Source organism: Acinetobacter sp. CY79 (assembly GCF_059515845.1).
In genome coordinates this window covers 17,962-36,505 of the sequence record NZ_JCAKMY010000008.1, presented here as the reverse complement: position 1 = coordinate 36,505, position 18,544 = coordinate 17,962, and the positions used below count along the sequence as shown (strand labels likewise).

The 18,544-nt window shown below is 39.0% G+C and carries 21 protein-coding genes; 14 read left to right on the top strand and 7 right to left on the bottom strand.

What is annotated here, in order from left to right:
• Window positions 1-4 precede the first annotated feature (4 nt).
• A complete protein-coding gene (gene infC, locus AC5YCE_RS04430; protein WP_496124948.1) occupies window positions 5-556 on the top strand; it encodes a translation initiation factor IF-3 in 552 nt (183 codons plus the stop codon).
• Between the two features lie 85 nt (window positions 557-641).
• Here infC and AC5YCE_RS04425 read toward each other — a convergent pair whose 3' ends face one another.
• Complete coding sequence (locus AC5YCE_RS04425) at window positions 642-1,112, bottom strand: Hsp20 family protein (protein ID WP_496171195.1); 471 nt, start codon at window positions 1,110-1,112, stop codon at window positions 642-644.
• A 319-nt stretch (window positions 1,113-1,431) separates the two neighbouring features.
• On the opposite strand from AC5YCE_RS04425, the gene AC5YCE_RS04420 reads away from it, so the two are divergent.
• The 3 genes from AC5YCE_RS04420 to AC5YCE_RS04410 all read left to right on the top strand — a co-directional run bounded on the left by AC5YCE_RS04420 (window position 1,432) and on the right by AC5YCE_RS04410 (window position 2,848).
• On the top strand, window positions 1,432-2,055 hold the full coding sequence (locus AC5YCE_RS04420; RefSeq protein WP_496171194.1) for a glutathione S-transferase family protein: 624 nt from the start codon (window positions 1,432-1,434) through the stop codon (window positions 2,053-2,055).
• An 80-nt stretch (window positions 2,056-2,135) separates the two neighbouring features.
• Window positions 2,136-2,420, top strand: coding sequence for a hypothetical protein (locus AC5YCE_RS04415; protein ID WP_496171193.1), 285 nt, complete (start codon window positions 2,136-2,138; stop codon window positions 2,418-2,420).
• Entirely contained in the window at window positions 2,420-2,848 is a 429-nt protein-coding gene (locus AC5YCE_RS04410) for a YqaA family protein (RefSeq protein ID WP_496171192.1), read from the top strand. Before AC5YCE_RS04415 ends, AC5YCE_RS04410 begins: the two co-directional genes overlap by 1 nt.
• Window positions 2,849-2,887: 39 nt before the next feature.
• On the opposite strand, the gene AC5YCE_RS04405 is transcribed toward AC5YCE_RS04410, so the two are convergent.
• Window positions 2,888-3,619 (bottom strand): TonB family protein, encoded by a 732-nt coding sequence (locus tag AC5YCE_RS04405; protein WP_496171191.1) that lies wholly within the window; start codon window positions 3,617-3,619, stop codon window positions 2,888-2,890.
• A 308-nt stretch (window positions 3,620-3,927) separates the two neighbouring features.
• Here AC5YCE_RS04405 and rpmI point away from each other — a divergent pair, with 308 nt between their 5' ends.
• On the top strand, window positions 3,928-4,122 hold the full coding sequence (rpmI, locus tag AC5YCE_RS04400; RefSeq protein WP_004278281.1) for a 50S ribosomal protein L35: 195 nt from the start codon (window positions 3,928-3,930) through the stop codon (window positions 4,120-4,122).
• A 12-nt stretch (window positions 4,123-4,134) separates the two neighbouring features.
• A complete protein-coding gene (gene rplT / locus AC5YCE_RS04395; RefSeq protein ID WP_151837196.1) occupies window positions 4,135-4,494 on the top strand; it encodes a 50S ribosomal protein L20 in 360 nt (119 codons plus the stop codon).
• A 49-nt stretch (window positions 4,495-4,543) separates the two neighbouring features.
• Here the strand turns inward: rplT and AC5YCE_RS04390 are convergent, their stop codons facing one another.
• Entirely contained in the window at window positions 4,544-5,734 is a 1,191-nt protein-coding gene (locus tag AC5YCE_RS04390) for a hypothetical protein (RefSeq protein WP_496171190.1), read from the bottom strand.
• Window positions 5,735-5,783: 49 nt separating this feature from the next.
• On the opposite strand from AC5YCE_RS04390, the gene AC5YCE_RS04385 reads away from it, so the two are divergent.
• The gene (locus tag AC5YCE_RS04385) at window positions 5,784-6,158 is read left to right on the top strand and encodes a hypothetical protein (protein ID WP_496171189.1); all 375 of its coding nucleotides are present in this window, start codon (window positions 5,784-5,786) and stop codon (window positions 6,156-6,158) included.
• 49 nt (window positions 6,159-6,207) lie between these two features.
• Window positions 6,208-6,750: an AAA family ATPase gene (locus tag AC5YCE_RS04380; RefSeq protein ID WP_496171188.1), complete on the top strand. Its 543-nt coding sequence runs from the start codon at window positions 6,208-6,210 to the stop codon at window positions 6,748-6,750.
• Here AC5YCE_RS04380 and AC5YCE_RS04375 read toward each other — a convergent pair.
• Complete coding sequence (locus tag AC5YCE_RS04375) at window positions 6,735-7,793, bottom strand: hypothetical protein (protein WP_496171187.1); 1,059 nt, start codon at window positions 7,791-7,793, stop codon at window positions 6,735-6,737. The genes AC5YCE_RS04380 and AC5YCE_RS04375 overlap by 16 nt on opposite strands.
• A gap of 182 nt (window positions 7,794-7,975) precedes the next feature.
• Between AC5YCE_RS04375 and pheS the strand changes: the two genes are divergently transcribed.
• The 3 genes from pheS (at window position 7,976) to AC5YCE_RS04360 (ending at window position 11,751) form a co-directional block, all read left to right on the top strand.
• The gene (pheS, locus tag AC5YCE_RS04370; RefSeq protein ID WP_496171186.1) at window positions 7,976-8,956 is read left to right on the top strand and encodes a phenylalanine--tRNA ligase subunit alpha; all 981 of its coding nucleotides are present in this window, start codon (window positions 7,976-7,978) and stop codon (window positions 8,954-8,956) included.
• Between the two features lie 120 nt (window positions 8,957-9,076).
• Window positions 9,077-11,458 (top strand): phenylalanine--tRNA ligase subunit beta, encoded by a 2,382-nt coding sequence (gene pheT, locus AC5YCE_RS04365; protein ID WP_496171185.1) that lies wholly within the window; start codon window positions 9,077-9,079, stop codon window positions 11,456-11,458.
• A complete protein-coding gene (locus AC5YCE_RS04360) occupies window positions 11,455-11,751 on the top strand; it encodes an integration host factor subunit alpha (RefSeq protein ID WP_496124829.1) in 297 nt (98 codons plus the stop codon). Before pheT ends, AC5YCE_RS04360 begins: the two co-directional genes overlap by 4 nt.
• A 201-nt stretch (window positions 11,752-11,952) precedes the next feature.
• Here AC5YCE_RS04360 and AC5YCE_RS04355 read toward each other — a convergent pair whose 3' ends face one another.
• The 3 genes from AC5YCE_RS04355 to trxA all read right to left on the bottom strand — a co-directional run bounded on the left by AC5YCE_RS04355 (window position 11,953) and on the right by trxA (window position 14,567).
• A complete protein-coding gene (locus AC5YCE_RS04355) occupies window positions 11,953-12,237 on the bottom strand; it encodes a hypothetical protein (RefSeq protein ID WP_496124828.1) in 285 nt (94 codons plus the stop codon).
• Between the two features lie 413 nt (window positions 12,238-12,650).
• The gene (gene rho / locus AC5YCE_RS04350; protein WP_496124827.1) at window positions 12,651-13,919 is read right to left on the bottom strand and encodes a transcription termination factor Rho; all 1,269 of its coding nucleotides are present in this window, start codon (window positions 13,917-13,919) and stop codon (window positions 12,651-12,653) included.
• Between the two features lie 321 nt (window positions 13,920-14,240).
• A complete protein-coding gene (gene trxA, locus AC5YCE_RS04345; RefSeq protein ID WP_496124826.1) occupies window positions 14,241-14,567 on the bottom strand; it encodes a thioredoxin in 327 nt (108 codons plus the stop codon).
• A gap of 268 nt (window positions 14,568-14,835) precedes the next feature.
• Between trxA and ppx the strand changes: the two genes are divergently transcribed.
• From ppx to tilS, 3 genes are all read left to right on the top strand, one after another.
• The gene (gene ppx, locus AC5YCE_RS04340; protein ID WP_496124825.1) at window positions 14,836-16,359 is read left to right on the top strand and encodes an exopolyphosphatase; all 1,524 of its coding nucleotides are present in this window, start codon (window positions 14,836-14,838) and stop codon (window positions 16,357-16,359) included.
• Window positions 16,360-16,425: 66 nt separating this feature from the next.
• Window positions 16,426-17,250, top strand: coding sequence for an acetyl-CoA carboxylase carboxyltransferase subunit alpha (locus AC5YCE_RS04335; RefSeq protein WP_496124824.1), 825 nt, complete (start codon window positions 16,426-16,428; stop codon window positions 17,248-17,250).
• Window positions 17,187-18,539 (top strand): tRNA lysidine(34) synthetase TilS, encoded by a 1,353-nt coding sequence (gene tilS / locus AC5YCE_RS04330; RefSeq protein WP_496171184.1) that lies wholly within the window; start codon window positions 17,187-17,189, stop codon window positions 18,537-18,539. Before AC5YCE_RS04335 ends, tilS begins: the two co-directional genes overlap by 64 nt.
• Window positions 18,540-18,544 lie beyond the last annotated feature (5 nt).

The window sequence follows — 18,544 nt, the reverse complement described above, 5'->3', positions numbered from 1 at the left end:
AAAGATTAAACAGCCTGACCGTAACCAACAACAAGGTGCTAAAAGCAATCGTCCTGCATTAAATGACGAGATCCGTGCAAAAGAAGTACGTCTCGTTGGTGCTGAAGGAGAGCAAAAGGGCATCGTTTCTTTGGCTGAAGCATTGCGTGCTGCGGAAGAAGTTGAGCTTGATCTTGTAGAGATCGTAGCGAATGCAGAGCCACCTGTTTGTAAAATCATGGACTTTAACAAACATTTATTTGATCTGAAGCAAAAGCAAAAAGATGCGAAGAAAAAGCAGCATCAAGTTCAGGTGAAAGAAATCAAGTTACGTCCTGGTACAGACGTTGGTGATTACAACATCAAGCTGCGTGCCATTCTTCGTTTCTTAGAAGAGGGTAACAAAGTTAAAATTACTCTACGTTTCCGTGGTCGTGAAATGGCTCACCAACAGTTAGGTTTAGCTCAATTGCAAAAAATTGAAGCAGATGTAGCTGAATTTGGTGTGATTGAACAATCACCAAAAATGGAAGGTCGTCAAATGGGTATGTTAATTGGACCGAAAAAGAAAAAATAACATACGTTTATGACATAAAAAAAGCCCTGCAATTGCAGGGCTTTTTTTATGTTCAAACATAGAGTTTGATATTTTTAGGTTGAAGTTAATCTGATTGAACTGTTTTCTCAGTTTGATCTTTGGATTCTAAAAGAAGCTTTTTACCAATCGGAATTTCACGTGGGAGCTTTTCTTCAGGAATAATCCGTTCTAAATCAATAATGAGTAAACCATTTTCATAATCGGCTTGTTGCACTTCAATATGCTCATCTAAACGAAGTGATAATTTAAAAGAGCGACGTGCGATGCCTTTGTGCAAATACTCAGTTGACTCATTTTGCAATGCATCAGGTTTTCCTGAAATCGTGAGTAATTGATTTTCAATGCTGAGGTTTAATTCACTTTGATTGAAACCTGCTGTGGCAACAATAATTCGATAGCGATTTTCACCGTGTTTTTCAATATTGTATGGCGGATAATTCGGGGTATCACTTTGCATTGCATAATCGAAAAAGTCATGCAAACGATCAAAACCAATACTACGACGGAAAAGTGGGTTTAAGTTTAAATTGCTCATGATTAGAACCTTCTATATTTAGCAAAGTCATAAAAATAAGAAATCAGCCTGTCATGCTAAGCATCAACAGTAAGCAAACGAGTGAATCACTACAAATGAAGCATGTAGTCTCAGCTCAATCTTGCTCAAAATAAATATGTGATCTGGGTGAAAAATTTCAAGTGATCAATTTTAAAAATTTTTGAAAAAATAAGGATGGAGTTGGTGCATTTGCGCATATGGTTAATAATATGTGTATAAAACGTCCTTGTTGTTTCATCAGAGTTCTATTATGTTGTCTAGCAGAGCACCGAAATGGTGAATGGAGTAAAAAAGGCAAATGATCGATTTATATTATTGGGGAACACCCAATGGGCTTAAAATTAGGATTGCATTAGAAGAAATGGGTTTGGATTATCAAGTGTATCCAATTAATATTTTAGAGAATGACCAGTTTCAACCTGATTTTTTAAAAATTTCTCCCAATAATAAAATTCCAGCCATTGTCGATCAGCAAGGTCCTCGAGGTGAAGCGATTTCCATCTTTGAGTCTGGCGCTATCCTGCAATATTTAGGTCGTAAGACTGGGCTGTTCTATCCTCAGGATGAGCAACAGCGTGTCGAAGTAGAGCAATGGTTGATGTGGCAAATGGGGGGATTCGGACCAATGTTAGGTCAAAATCATCATTTTAGTCAGTTTGCTCCTGAAAAAATTCCGTATGCCATTGAGCGTTATCAAGCTGAAACTAAAAGACTGTATGGGGTACTCGATCGCCAGTTAATTGGTCAAGATTATGTCGCAGGTGATTATTCAATTGCAGATATTGCGATTTTCCCTTGGTTAATGCGCTATGAGTGGCAGGGAATAAATCTTAATGAATTTCCAAATGTTAAAGGATATTTTGAACGCTTAAAGCAACGCCCTGCGGTGGATAAAGCACTATCCAATATGAGTGTGAAATAACAGTGTTAAAAGAGTTGTGATAAGATAAAAGTGAAGAGTTAAACCACCGCAATGGTGGTTTTTTATTGAGTAAACGCCTTATGAAAACATTTATTTTAAACCTTACGAAGATGATTGAGACTAATCCACGCATCTATGCTGGTATTCTTTTGGGCTTAGTCGGGTGTTTATTGTTGCTCATTACTGAAGCAGTTCATATTCAATCTGTGGTAACAGAGTTGGCAACCAAAGACCAATCTATCCTACGAGAAGTGATTCGCCCTTTGACACAGCGTTATGATTTCAGTCGTTATGGGCTTTTGATCGTTGGGATTGTGTGGTCTATTTATGAATATAAATCTACTAAGAAAAAATTAGGGCTTTAATGCTGAGTTTATTCTTTCTATTTATTTGTGCTTTGGGGGCTGCCACACTGTTGCCTCTCCAGTCGGAGGCTGTTCTTGTCGGGCTGCTTATTCAGGCTGAATACTCGGCGTTGATCCTGATTGCTGTGGCAAGCCTTGGAAATATTTTAGGTTCTTGTGTGAATTGGTATCTTGGGCTAAAGATAGAGAAGTTTAAAGATAAGAAATGGTTTCCTGTCTCCGAAGGTAAATTGAATCAAGCGCAAAATATTTACCATAAATATGGATTTTGGTCTTTGCTGTTGAGTTGGGTGCCTATTATTGGAGACCCAATCACTTTGATTGCAGGATTGATGAAAGAAAATTTCGTCCGATTTTTATGGATTGTCTCCATTGCAAAAATCGGACGTTATCTATTTATTTACCTTTTATATATTGGAATTGTTTAATGCTCTATTACTTATCTTAGAACAGGAAATTTAACAATTTTAATCACACTTTTGAAGATTAAACTCAATCTCATCTTTTAATTTGGATTTTTTATATATCCAGTATTGTCTAGGAACATCCACTTTCGCACCATTCACAGCAGTCAGTACCTGTTGATCTAGGCGATAAATGCCTGAGCCCTTGGTAATCTTCGAACTTTTCACGTCTCCATGTTTATTAACTTTGAAGCTAAATTTGATCTTACGAGTGTGATCATTTAAGTCTTCAGCACTGATCTTTAACTTGGGTTGGGTGAGATATTGAAAAGGAACTCTTCGATCTCCTTGTTGGTTATTCCATACTTTTGATTCAAATGTATAGCTACATGCTGACTCATTATTTTTACTCAAGTTCAATTTAAAGACTTGATAACCGATAAGGGATAATTCATGACCTTGGTTTTGATAAGGTTTAGTTTTGCCTTTAAATACTGCGTTCAAGAGTTTCTGATCGAGTTTCGCCAATCCTGTACTTTCTTTGATAGAAGCATCGACGATTTTACCTGATTCACTGGCTTTGATTCGAACTATAGCAACACGGTCACGCCCAGCAAGATCTGAATCTTGGAAATCAACTTTAGGGAATTTGACCCATTCAATACGTGTAGTTAAATGCGCTGGTTCTGCCATCACCGTTTGTACGCCCAGTTTGGCAACGGTTTCAGCTGTTTGGCTATGCGCCATAGTTGTTGCACATAATAAAGTAAACGTAATGCAGGCAAGTGATTTCATAGTTTTAAGTCTTGTAAGGTGCGGCTGGATGAAGATGGCTTTGAATTGAGAAGCATTTTAACGCATACAGAGAAAAGAGCGTGAGTGGGGATACAATAATTGTTTATGTTTACTAGATTTAATGAACAAACAAAAAATCAATAAAAAGAAGATAAAAATTACTTAGAAATGTTCACTCGCATGCGTGACAGAAATGATGGTTTGTGCTTTTGTTTTAAACAAATATGCTTTAGAATATTCGCTCCCTTACCTGCAGGTCGTTTTGCAATGGTGCAGACGTTCCGAACAGGTGTTCAAAAGAGGTTGTTATGCCTAAGATGAAAACTCGCCGTGGTGCAGCTAAACGCTTTAAAGCGACTGCTAACGGTTTTAAGCGTAAACAAGCGTTCAAACGCCACATTTTGACCAAAAAATCTGCTAAGCGTATTCGTCAATTACGCGGCTGTGTAATGGTTCACGTGAGTGACGTTGCTTCAGTTCGTCGTATGTGCCCATACATCTAAGGAGATTTATAAATGGCTCGTGTAAAACGTGGTGTACAGGCGCATCGTCGTCATAAAAAAATTCTTGCTCGTGCTAAAGGTTACTATGGCGCTCGTTCACGCGTATATCGCGTAGCGTTCCAAGCTGTAATCAAAGCGGGTCAATATGCTTACCGTGACCGCCGTCAAAAGAAACGTCAATTCCGCGCTTTGTGGATTGCACGTATCAATGCTGGTGCTCGTTTAAACGGTTTGTCATACAGCCGTATGATTGCTGGTTTGAAAAAAGCTCAAGTAATTATCGATCGTCGCGTTCTTGCTGACATCGCTATGCATGATGCAGTTGCATTTGCTGCTATCGCTGAAAAAGCGAAAAGCGCATTAGCTGCATAAGTCTTTATGACTTAAAAAAGACCGCTTTTTAGCGGTCTTTTTTATTACCTCACTTTTTTGATATTTTATAAATGGCATAAATTAGCGCACATGTTGTAATTACAATATTTCCCCATTGAACGACAAAATTAGTCAGTGTCCAAATGGCGCAGTAACACCATATTAAATACCAAAAGAATTTTAATACCCCAAAAAGACTCAAAGAGACTTTAGGTTCTTCTTTCTGAAGGTTGGAATCAGCTAATAAGAATGTTTCATCGTAAGGAGATATGCTTTCATACCCTTTAGTGGCTTGATCGATCTGTAGATGAGAATTAGAGTTGTAATTATGATTTAACGGGATAGCATGACCAGAGAAATAGTTTGTATTTTGAAACCCTGAGTATTGATAGTGATTCGCTGCATTTTTTATGATGATAGGATGTAATTGGGTTAAGTTTCTAGTTGCGATATCAAACTGTTTTTTTTCATCGTCATTCATTTGAATGTAATCATTGTATTCATTTTTACAATGTGAAGCAGAGGCATAATACTTTTCTAAAATGGCAGTATTCTCAATTAAATTTGAGGCATAATTTTTACGTATGGTAAAAGGCAATAATGGATACTGCTCTTCTTTTTGGCTATTAAATAAATCTCCTTCATAGCAATTATTATTATCTAAAGGAATTGGATAGATTCCATATCGTTTTGCGATTTCATTCGGGTATAAATTATTCTGTATGAAATTAAAAAAACTCTGCCAATCTATGGATGCTATATCTTTTTGTATGATTGGAATACTACTCTCTGATAGTTCATGCAAAGTGTAAGCTTCTGTATTGTCGTAATAGTTAGCGTAATTTGAATAAACAGGATAATTAGTATCATCATAAATTTGAAAGCTGGGTCGCTCTTTACTGAAGATTAAAACTTTGACGGTATTGTTTTGAAAATGCACAGCAATGCAAAAACTCGATTCACTATTAAAAAATGTGAAAAGCTTAGAGTCCGTAAGATCACTGAGTAAATCAGAACTTAGGTGAAGACTGATTTTGGTGGCTCCTAGAGATTTAAGATGTTCAAGTAGATGTGATGCTGAACCACATAATAGAGTGCCGTATTCTAGATCACGTAAAATTGGAAAATGATTAAAAAGGAGAGGATGTCGGTCTAAAATTTCACTTTCTACGGCACCATTTAAGTATTCATTACCATAACTCACAAATGCAATTTGACGGTAAGCTTGTTCTAAATACATTTATTATTATCCGAGTTTAAATTATAAAAATTTAGGAAATTATATCTCAGTGCGAAAACAATATCATTTTAGAAAGGTCGGTGAAGACACCTATATTTGGGATGTGGATCATTTAATTGATCAAAGTTCACATTTATCTGTTATCCAAGTTCAATTGGATAATATTCAAGAGTTGAGGGAGCCTTATTGGTTTCCAAATCACCATCCAACAACGCAGGAGTTAATAGATCATTTCCAATTAGTACAGGAAGCTGATCTAAGTTATCCCATTATTCTATGTCCCGAAGGACGAGTGATGGATGGTATGCATCGAGTAGCAAAAACTAAAATGATGAATCTGAATGCAGTTCAAGCGGTGCAATTTGAAGTTATGCCACAACCTGACTTTATCAATGTTGATGAAGATGACTTATCTTATGATTGAAGTGGCGTGTGCAACTCAATAAAAAGAAGGCTCATGTGTAGAGGGTGGTGTGAAAAGAATTAATGTCGTCGGAACATCGGCTTCTGGAAAAAGCACATTCTCTAAAATGCTTGCTCACAAGTTGGGTCTGAGTTATATCGAACTGGATGATTTGTTTTGGTTGGATGATTGGAGAGAATCATCCGATCATGAGTTCTTTAAAAAGTTACAACAGAAAATCGATCAGGCCTCTGAGGGTTATGTCATTGATGGGAACTATACTCGGACAAAGCATATTAAGTGGAAAGACACCGACACGATTATTTGGTTAGATTTACCTTTTCATCTTAATCTTTATCGTTCAGTGAAGCGGGCGCTACATCGGGCTTGGAGCAAGCAACACCTTTGGGTGAGCTCAAACAATATAGAGAGTATTCAATCGTTGTTTAGTCGAGACTCGATCGTGTGGTGGATGATTAAAACGCATCAAAAGAATCGGCAAAAATATTTAGAGATGATGCAATCCAATGAGTATGCTCATATCCATTGGATTAGATTGAGAAATCAAAGAGAAATGGATAAGTTTCTAAAACAAGGTCATAGTCCGAAATAATAAGCACAAATACAAATCAGTGCAGTGATGAGAATCAGTGTAAATACACCCGTTTTACCTGATTTGGTCGTTGGGGGTGTTACTGTTTCTTGATTTGAATTTATAGTTTTATTTTGAAAGAAACGTTTTTGATTGCTTGCCTCAGTAGACTCATCCAAAGGTGAAGTGACTGCAATCGGGGTGAGCCTTGCAGTTTTATAATGGTTCGCAACCTTAGTCACAAATTTGGCAGTTAAATCTTCTAATTTTTGGCGGAAATGACGGATATTTAAAATTTCTTCAGAAGTCATTGCCTCACCAAGATCATTAAAAGGCTGTTTTAACTTTTTTTCTAAAGCTTGATCCAATGTTTCTAAGTGAATCAATGTTTCATGCGCATAACTCGCACTATAAGCATCAGGCAGTAATGACAAATCTAAGCTTTTAGAGGATGAATCTGGATGTGCTGTTGATTGCTGATAGCCAAAGTAAGATTGTCCAAGTTCTACAGGCTGAATCAATCCTTGAGCGAGAGGGCGATCAAAGAGTTCATTATCTGTATAGACATGAATATCTTCCCAATTGGGGTGTGCTAAATCGGTATCTACACGTTTAGCGTGGCTTGCATTGAGTTCATAACGCCACATGGTTTCGATACGTGTTGGAATCTTTTGAGCACTAGGCATCTCATAATCATTATCTGCGATGTACCAAGTCGCCAACTCTTTGCCACAAATCCAAGCTGTTTTATGACTACCAACATGACTCACAATGAAATGAGCATAAGGCAACAGCTCAACATTTGGATTTGGATTTTTCTCATCTAAAAGTAAGCTTGAATTGTGTAAGCTCAGTTGGGTCACGCCTTGTTGTTTTAAGCCTTCGAGCCAGACTTGAAAATGCTGTGCCAGTAAATGCTGTGAATTTAGATCACGGAACGCAAAATAGTGCTGATTGAAAATAGAATGATTCACCCATTGCTTAAAGTTCAACTTTTGACTGAGGAACTCATTACCATAGGTAACAAGGGTGAGCTGTTGCTTCCAAATTGGATCAAGTGCCATTATTCATCTTCTTGGTGACAATGCGTTTATCTTATCCTTTTTATAAATCAAATTACTAATCAAATTCACGATCTATTTTTTCTTGTAGATTTACTGAAGAGTAGGCTTCATCCCACTGCATAAAAACTGTTAGAATGTGCAGTTATATTATTTTTTCTTATATTGTTGCTTTGAGAGTTACTATGTCACTGGAAGCCCTGACCACTGAAGCGCTCGCTGCCATTGCAGCAGCTCAAGACCTTGCTACACTCGATCAAGTACGAGTGCAGTTTACGGGTAAGAAAAGCCAGCTTGCTGAACAATCGAAAGCACTGGGTAAAATGGACCCTGAAGAACGTAAAGTTTTCGGTGCTCAAATTCATGCTGTACGTGAAGCGATTACAGCAGCTTTAACTGAGCGTCAAACCGCATTACAAAAAGTTGCCTTAGAACAAAAATTGGCAAGCGAACAAATTGATATTACCTTACCGGGTCGTGGTCAGACTGTGGGAAGTATTCACCCTGTGACTCAAGTTCAAGAGCGTATTTGTCAATTCTTTACCAAAGCAGGTTTTACCGTTGCCACTGGTCCAGAAGTTGAAGATGACTATCATAACTTCGAAGCATTGAATATTCCGGGGCATCATCCAGCGCGTGCAATGCATGACACCTTCTATTTTGATGCGAACCATTTGCTTCGAACGCATACTTCAGGTGTTCAAGTACGTACCATGGAAACTCAACAACCGCCGATTCGTATTGTCTGTCCGGGTCGTGTATATCGTTGTGACTCAGATCAGACGCATTCACCGATGTTCCATCAAATCGAAGGTTTATACGTCGCTGAAAATACCAGCTTTGCAGAATTAAAAGGCTTGTTAATCAACTTACTGAATGAATTCTTCGAAAAAGATTTGAACGTACGTTTCCGTCCTTCTTATTTCCCATTTACTGAGCCAAGTGCTGAAGTGGATATTATGGATGAGCGTGGTAAGTGGTTAGAAGTATTAGGTTGCGGTATGGTGCATCCAAATGTACTTCAGGCTGCCGGCATTGATCCTGATAAATATAAGGGCTTTGCATTTGGCTTGGGTGTAGAACGTTTTGCAATGTTGCGTTATGGCATCAATGACCTTCGTATGTTCTACCAAAATGACGTGCGTTTCTTACGCCAGTTTGCTTAAAACATTTATTTAATCCTCTCTTGCGAAGCCGTGCTTCTCATCTCCTATAAAAAGGAGATGGACTCAAAAAGAATGAGAGTCTGAGGGGATTCTAGAGATTTGAATTATAGGTTTTTATTAATGAAAATTAGCGAAAATTGGCTACGTACGTGGGTAAATCCAGCGATTGATAGCGATACTTTGTCTGACCAATTGACCATGTTAGGTCTAGAAGTTGATGAGCTTGCACCTGCTGCAAAAGCATTTACGGGTGTGGTTGTAGGTGAAGTATTAACAGTTGAACAGCATCCAGATGCAGACCGTTTACGTGTAACCACTGTGAATATCGGTTCAGGTGAGCCCCTTCAAATCGTCTGCGGTGCACCAAATGTACGTGCAGGTATGAAAGCGCCTGTGGCAACAATCGGTGCTGTATTACCGGGCGATTTCAAAATCAAGAAAGGCAAACTTCGTGGTGTTGAATCACAAGGGATGCTGTGTGGTGCTTCTGAAATCGATCTAGAAGATAAGATTGATGGTTTATTAGAATTACCTGCGGATGCACCTGTGGGCGTAAATATCCGTGAATACTTAGAACTTGATGACAATGTGATTGACATCAGTATCACGCCAAACCGTGGTGACTGTTTCAGCATCCGTGGTATTGCACGTGAAATTGGTGTGATCAACCAATTGCCTGTAACTGTACCTGAAATCAAGGAAGTTGCAGCATCGATTTCGGATGAGAAAAAAGTTGTTGTTTCAACGGAAGGTTGCCCACGTTACTTAGGTCGTGTGATCAAAAACGTCAATACTAAAGCACCTACGCCAGTATGGATGGAGCGTGCTTTAGCGCGTTCTGGTATTCGTCAGCACAGTATTTTGGTTGATATTACTAACTATGTACTCATGGAACTGGGTCAACCACTTCATGCATTTGATGGTGGAAAAGTTGAAGGTTCGGTACACGTTCGTCAAGCAACGGCTGCTGAAAAATTAACACTACTCAATGAGCAAGAAGTTGAACTTTTTGAAGATGTAATGGTGATTGCAGATGATGCAAAAGCATTGGCAATCGCAGGGATCATGGGTGGGTTATCTTCATCGGTAACAGATGAAACGACTGAGATTTTCTTAGAATCAGCATTCTTTGCGCCGCTTGCGATTGCAGGTCGTGCACGTAAGTTTGGTTTGCATACCGATGCGTCTCAGCGTTATGAACGTGGTGTCGATTTCGAATTGCCATTGATTGCGATGCACCGTGCATCACAGTTAATTTCTGAACTTGCGGGTGGTGATTTTGGTCCAATTACCATTGCGGAAAATCAATCCCTACTTCCAAAACGTGAAGCGATTGAATTAAATCAGGCTCAAGTTGATCAACTCTTGGGATATACAGTTGAATCAGACTTTATTACTGATGCACTACAGCGCTTAGGTTGTGCTGTGACTGTAAAAGCAATGGGTGAGTGGTCTGTTGTTCCTCCATCACATCGTTACGATATGGCAATTTACCAAGACTTAATCGAAGAAGTTGCACGTATCCATGGCTACGACAATATTCAAATCAGTTTGCCTGTGATCGATGTAAAACTTGCGAAGCATCAAGATCAGTTTGAATTGCCACAACTGCGTCAAACTCTGGTTACTTTAGGTTATCAAGAAGCAATTAGCTTTAGCTTCGCTGATTTAAAACTTGAAAAGCAATTGAACCCTGATATCAATCCTTTGGCATTGGCAAACCCCATTTCAAGTGATTTAGCGGTGATGCGTTCAACATTGCTTTCTAGCTTGATTCCTTGCGTTCAGTACAATGTGAACCGTCAACAAAGTCGTGTACGTTTCTTTGAGTTGGGCTTACGTTTTGATTATCAAGATGCTGCAAATATTCATGATTTGAAGCAAATCCCAACTTTGGCGATGATTGCAACAGGCGCGAAGTCGACAGAGTCGTGGCACGGCAAAGTACAATCTATGGATTTCTTCGATCTGAAAGGTGAAGTTGAAGAGCTGTTTGCTTCAGCACGTGTGGATGTTGAATATGTCCGTTCTGAGCGTGCTTGGTTACATCCTGGACAGTCTGCTGAAATTTTAGTAAATGGTCAATCAGTCGGTTATTTAGGTCGTTTACATCCTTCACTTGAAGAAAGCCTTGATTTAGCTGCAACTTGGGTGGTTGAAGTTGATCAATCGATTGTTTTGCAAACTTATGTATCTAATTTTACAGAATTATCACGATTTCCATCGGTAAGACGTGATATTGCGCTTTTAATTAATGATAAGATTAATGTTAGTGAAATTCAGCAACTTATCGAAAAAACAGGTGGCGAGCTTTTAGACTCTACTTGGTTGTTCGATGTGTATACGGGTCAAGGTGTTGAAGAGGGTAAGCGTTCTTTAGCGTTTGCAATTCTTTGGCAGCATCCATCACGAACACTTGAAGATGCTGAAATAAAATCCGGTATGGATCACATTATTCAAGTGTTGCAAGACACTTACCAAGCGACATTGAGGGCCTCATGACAGCATTAACAAAAGCAGAAATGGCTGATCATTTGAGCGAGCTGACGAGTTTAAACCGTCGTGAAGCTAAGCAAATGGTTGAGTTGTTTTTTGATGAAATTAGCCAGGCATTAATTGCGGGTGAGCACGTTAAACTTTCGGGTTTTGGTAATTTTGAGCTACGTGACAAACGTCAACGTCCAGGTCGAAATCCTAAAACTGGGGAAGAAATTCCAATTTCAGCACGTCGTGTAGTGACATTCCGTGCGGGTCAGAAATTTAGACAACGTGTTGGAACTGAGCAAGTTGAATAATTAGAGTTGATTGTAGAGCCTCGAATGGTTAACTATTCGGGGTTTTTTTATAACTATTATTTAATGTAATTTTATATTTTTTAGGTTATTTATTTATCTAATTTGGAACAGCAAACCGTTTCTATGCATCTATAAAAAATATAGATATAAAAAAAGAGAACCAAAGGTTCTCTTTTTTTCAAATAATAATCGAATCGATTATTATTGAGCAGTAGATGCAGCAGCAGTAGCATCAGCAGCAGCTTCTACAGCAGTAGATGCAGCAGCAGTAGCATCAGCAGCAGCAGCTTCAGCAGCTACAGCAACTTCAGAAGTAGCTTCAACAGCAGCAGCGTCAGCAGCTACAACAGCTTCAGATGCAGCTTCAACAGCTTCAGATGCAGCAGCAGTAGCGTCAGCAGCAGCTTCTTCAGTTTTTTTAGCACAACCAACGAAAGCTAAAGTAGTAGCAACGGCAGCAGCAATAGCGATTTTTTTGAATAACATGGCATCACTCTCATTAAAATATTAGAGACATAAAAAACCTGGTTAGTCTGTTGTGTGCTTTTATTGTTCCTGACGTTAGTAAGGTAAATAACGCATGGAGCAGCCTAACTGGTATGCGCACATGCTATCACTGCGCTTTTTGAAATACTACTGGGTGATTCAAAAAAAATGCTCAAATAGGTAAAAAAAAGATGTTTTTTTAACAGGTATTTACAATTGATTTTACATTTTATATTGGTAAAGGGAAGGTAAGCTTATAAATTCAAACAGATTTTTTAGCAATAAATGAGATAAATCACATGTTTACATCTAAGTTTACATAAAAAACCGCCAATTGTTATTTTATGTAACTTTTGTCAACGGGCATAAAAAAGCCATCTTAAAAGATGGCTTAAGTCTATAAAATTAAATCATTAGTTTGAGGCTTTACGCTTCATTTGATCGAAGAAATCATCATTGGTTTTGGTTTCTTTCATACGATCGAGCAAGAATTCCACTGCGGCAAGTTCATCCATAGGATGAAGTAGCTTACGTAGAATCCACACTTTACGTAAGTTGTCTTCAGACATTAAGCGTTCTTCACGACGTGTACCAGACTTTTTAATATTCATAGCAGGGAATACGCGCTTTTCAGCAATACGGCGATCAAGTGTAATTTCTTGGTTACCTGTACCTTTGAATTCTTCGTAGATCACTTCATCCATTTTACTGCCTGTTTCAATCAATGCAGTAGAAATAATGGTCAGTGAACCACCTTCTTCAATATTACGTGCAGCACCAAAGAAACGTTTAGGACGCTCAAGTGCATGTGCATCTAAACCGCCTGTTAATACTTTCCCAGAAGATGGAATAACTGTGTTGTATGCACGAGCTAAACGCGTGATTGAGTCCAATAAGATAACCACATCTTTTTTATGCTCAACTAAACGTTTGGCTTTCTCAATCACCATTTCAGCCACTTGTACATGACGAGCAGGTGCTTCATCGAATGTTGAAGCAATGACTTCACCGCGCACTGTACGTTCCATTTCCGTTACTTCCTCAGGACGTTCATCAATCAGAAGAACGATCAGGAAGCATTCAGGATTATTACGAACAATCGATTGCGCAATGTTTTGGAGCAACATTGTTTTACCCGCTTTTGGCGGAGCAACAATAATTGAACGTTGTCCTTTACCAATTGGCGCAATGAGATCGACAACACGCGCTGTTAGATCTTCAGAAGAACCATTCCCCAATTCCATGATCAGTTGTTCTGTCGGGAATAGTGGTGTGAGATTTTCGAATAAGATTTTGTTGCGAGAGTTTTCAGGTGTGTCGTAGTTAATTTGATTCACTTTCAGAAGTGCAAAGTAACGTTCACCTTCTTTGGGTGGGCGAATCGTACCTGTAATCGTATCACCTGTACGCAGGTTGAAACGACGAATTTGAGATGGGCTAATGTAGATGTCATCTGGACCTGCAAGGTAAGAACCCGCAGCAGAGCGTAAAAAGCCGAAACCGTCAGAAAGAATTTCAAGAACACCATCACCAAAAATTTCTTCACCATTCATAGCATGGCGTTTCAAAATGGCAAAAATGATATCTTGTTTGCGGTTACGCGCCATTCCTTCAAGGCCCATAAACTCAGCAATTTTGATGAGTTCGCCTATCGGTTTTTTCTTGAGTTCAGTTAAATTCATAAATGGTCAGATTGAATAAAGGTGTGTGGTATACAGAAAAAATAGAAGCAAAAGATATCCGCAATGCAAGAAAAGAATCGCAATTGAACTTGCACAATAACAAACTCTAAATCTAGTTAGTTCTTTCGAGGAGAAATGTATAAACAATTTCTTGAGCCGAGCGGCGATCTTATGTTTTGTGTCTTTGTAAGAAACGAGGATAAATTGCCCAAGGGTTTCTTGATTTAGCAATATAAGTCAGAGCAGTGCTTTTGTCAATTTAAGCTTGAAAAAAAGCGCTATAAATTTATAGCGCTTTAATATTTAAAATCTAATCAATGCTTAGATATTGTCTTCGATGAAAGCAGTTAATTTAGATTTTGGTGCAGCACCGACTTGAGTCGCCACAACTTCGCCATTTTTGAACATTAATAGTGCAGGAATGTTGCGAATGTTATAGTTTACAGCTGTTTGTTCGCAAGCAGTCACATCAACTTTAACGATTTTAACTTTACCTTCGTATTCGTTAGAAAGGACTTCAAGCACAGGTGCAATCGCTTTACAAGGCGCGCACCAACCTGCCCAAAAATCGACAAGTACGGGTGTATCTGAGTTTAAAACATCTGCTTCAAAGTTAGCATCAGTTGTATTTACGATGTTAGCTGACATGGAATCTGCTCCAAATATTTTAAAGATGATCTATCTATGAATATAAGTATTACATAGACCACTTTAACAAAGTAGGGGAATGCATCCATTTTTATCCTAAATTGTGCAATTGTCCAATTGAAGCTCACGATATTTACAATCGGAGCTCTAAACATGATCAGAATAGTGAAAATAATCAATTTGCATGATTTGTCATCATAAATGGCTTTAAAAAAATGAGCGCGTGAATTAATCTAAGCAACAATTCCGGTTGAACTTGTCGAAAATAATGTCAGATTTTTTGATTGATGAAGAATTACTTGCTGCCATTGATATGGGGTCGAACAGCTTCCATTTGGCGATTGCACGTGTTGATCATGGTGAAGTGAAGAAAGTTGCTTCAATGTCAGAAAAGGTTCAACTGGCTGCTGGGCTAGATGAAAATAAAAATTTAACCGAAGCTGCACAGCAACGTGGGCTGGCGTGTTTGGCACGTTTTGTTGGACGTTTAAGCTCAGTACAAAGTAATCGTTTACGTATTGTCGCAACCAATGCTTTACGTCAGGCGAAGAATGGTCACGAATTTATTCAAAGAGCTGCTGAAATTTTACCTAAGCCGATTGAAATTATTGCAGGGCGTGAAGAAGCTCGTCTCATTTATTTAGGCGTTTCACATACGATGGCAAATTCAGGTCGTCGTTTGGTGGTTGATATTGGTGGTGGTTCAACTGAATTAATCATTGGTGAAGAATTTGAGCCGATCCATACCGAATCTGTTCAAATGGGTTGTGTTGCGTTTACAAAAGCATTTTTTGCAGATGGTGAAATTAGCCCAAAAGCATTTGATAAAGCACTCACTGCTGCGCGTAAAGAAATGTCAGGCTTGGTCAATACTTATAAAGCTGCTGGTTGGGATACGGTTGTTGGATCGAGTGGAACGATTAAGGCATGTCGTCAAATTGCAGTTAATATGGGCTGGAGTGATGATCAGGAAAATCTGACACGCGAAGGTTTGGAAAAATTAAAAGATAGATTGCTTAAATATAAGCATGTTGCAGAAATAGAATTTGATGGTCTAAAAGAAGACCGTCGTGCTGTTTTACCTGCGGGGATTGCCATTCTTTATGCCGTATTTGAGTTGCTGAATATTGATAAATTGGTGTATTCAGATGGTGCGTTACGTGAAGGCGTAATGTATGACCTATTGGGTCGTTTCCAGCACGAAGATGTGCGTGATCGCAGTGTGCATGCTTTGATGGGTCGCTATGGAGCGGATCCAAAACAGGCTGAGCGTGTGGTCGAAACTGCACAGAAGTTGTTTGATCGTGTTGCTGAAGCTTTAAAAATGAATAGCGATGACAGTGATTTATTGCGTCGTGCTGCTTATTTACATGAGATTGGATTGGCAATCAGTCATTCGGGTTATCATCGTCATGGTGCTTACTTACTACAGCACTCGGATATTCCCGGTTTCTCTCAAATTGATCAGAACTTTTTGTCACATTTGGTCGCTCATCACCGTCGTAAATTACGCGCTGAAGCCAAAATGGATGTGCAAAAAGTCGGTGGAATTAAGCTTGTACATTTAAGTTTATTACTTCGTCTCGCAATTTTACTGAATCATAGTCGCAGTGATGAGATGCTTCCTGCCATTGAATTGACCATTGAGAATGAGCAACAATGGCAACTTAGTGTTTCCGGAGATTCGAAACAGTGGCCCTTGTTGGTTGCAGACTTGCATGATGAGCAAGTGCAATTTAAAAACTGGGATATTGTTTTAAATATTCAGTCGGAAAAATTTATTGATGCCTAATCGCATCTCTAAAACAGAATTTTATTGGTTAGCTGATCAAGCTAATTTAGGGATATTCATCGACTTATGAAAAATAAAGCTGCTCAGTCTAAAGCATGGAAAACGGTTCAAATTGCACGTCATCCAGAACGTCCACAATTTTTGGACTATGTCGGTGAAATTTTTACTGAATTTGATGCCTTGCATGGTGACCGTCTCTATGGTGATGACGGTGCAATGGTTGGTGGTTTAGCACGTTTTAATGGTCAAGCTGTGATGGTGGTTGGTCAGCATCGCGGTCGTAGTACTCGTGAAAAACTTCAACATAACTTTGGGATGAGTAATCCTGAAGGTTATCGTAAATCACAACGTTTGCTCGATATGGCTGAACGTTTCAATCTACCTGTGTTCACGTTCATTGACACGATGGGTGCATATCCAGGTGTGGGTGCGGAAGAACGTGGTCAGGCTGAAGCGATTGCAACAAGCTTAGCGCAACTTTCTAGTTTAAAAGTGCCTGTTATTGCAACCGTATTGGGTGAAGGTGGTTCAGGTGGTGCACTGGGTATTGGTGTAGCTGACCGCGTAATCATGCTCTCTCACAGTATCTACTCTGTGATTTCTCCAGAAGGTTGCGCTTCCATCCTCTGGAAAACAGCTGAAAAGGCTGAACAAGCAAGTGAAGCACTGGCTTTAACTGCGGATAAGTTAAAAGCGATGGGAATCGTGGAACATGTGGTTGATGAAGGTGAAGGTGCACATTTACATCCGTATGACGTCATGGAAAAATTGAAAGATGTATTACAAGCAACACTTGATGAACTTCTTCCAATGGATGCAAACCAACGATGCGAAGCACGTTACCAACGTTTAATGAAGTTTGGCAGCGACAATTTAGGGCTCGCTTCTTAAAACAAAGTTCACAATTTAGTGAAGATACTACCTTCCTGATTGGATGTAGCGGCGGCATGGATTCCATGCTGTTGTTATATCTGATGTCTGAAATATTTCCTAAAAAAATAAGAGCGATATACGTCAATCATCAACTTCAAGCGATCAGTGATGATTGGGCTAAATTTATAGCTGAGCAATGTAAAGCGCTTGATATCCCTTACATCATTCAAAAAGTGACTGTCGCTGAAGGAAATGTTGAGAATCAAGCCAGAACATCTCGGTATAAAGCTTACCAGCAACATATTCAATCGCATGCAGTTTTAGTACTTGCGCATCATCAACAAGACCAAGCTGAAACCGTATTACTGCGTTTACTTTCAGGCGCTGGAGTGCAAGGCTTGAGTGCGATGAAGCACGTAGATCAACGCAATCATTTATCTATTTGGCGTCCTCTTCTTGATCTATCTCGTGAGCAAATTTGCCAATGGGTAGCGCAAAGCCAGATCCCCTATGTTGATGATCCGACCAATTTTGATACTCACTATGACCGTGCATGGTGTAGGCAAGAACTTTGGCATATTTTGCAAAGTCGTTTTCCTAAAATGCAGCAAGCTGTCAGTCGAACGAGTTATCTGATGCAGGATGCTGATGAAATTCTAAATGAAGTATTAGAACAAGATTTACTAAAGTGTGGAGATAGTCAACATCTCAAAATAGAGGCTTTAAATCAGCTCTCCAAAGCACGCCAACGTCAGCTACTTTCTTCATGGATGCGAGGGGAGTCAACTTATCGGCCTGCATTTGAAATGGTTCAACGTTTAGTGGATGAAGTGATTGAGTCGAAAAAAGATGCTCAATCCGCTTTGCATTGGAATGAATTTTATTATGTTCGTTTCCAGCAGGTTTTATATCGATTAGACAAAGCAATATATTTGGCAGATCAACAGGCTTTAAAAGTTGATCAAAAGATTCAATGCTTCTTAAATCAAGCGATCCAAACTGCAAGTGGTCATTTTCACATTGAGACTGCCGAAATAGGTTTGAATTTTGCATTGTTAAATCAAAAGCTAGAGTTAAAGTTACGACAGGGTGGAGAAAAAATTCATCTCTATGGTCGGGTTGGTGCATGGCCATTGAAAAAAGCCATTCAAGAAGCGCAAATTTTTCCTTGGACTCGTCATACAATTCAAATATTAAGCATAGATAATGTTATGCTTGGTGTTTTTACGCCAAAAGGGTTTTGGTTGGCGCAATCCGAATATTGTGAAGTGGGCGGATGGCAACCAAAGTTAATCTCTTCGTTATAAAAAGA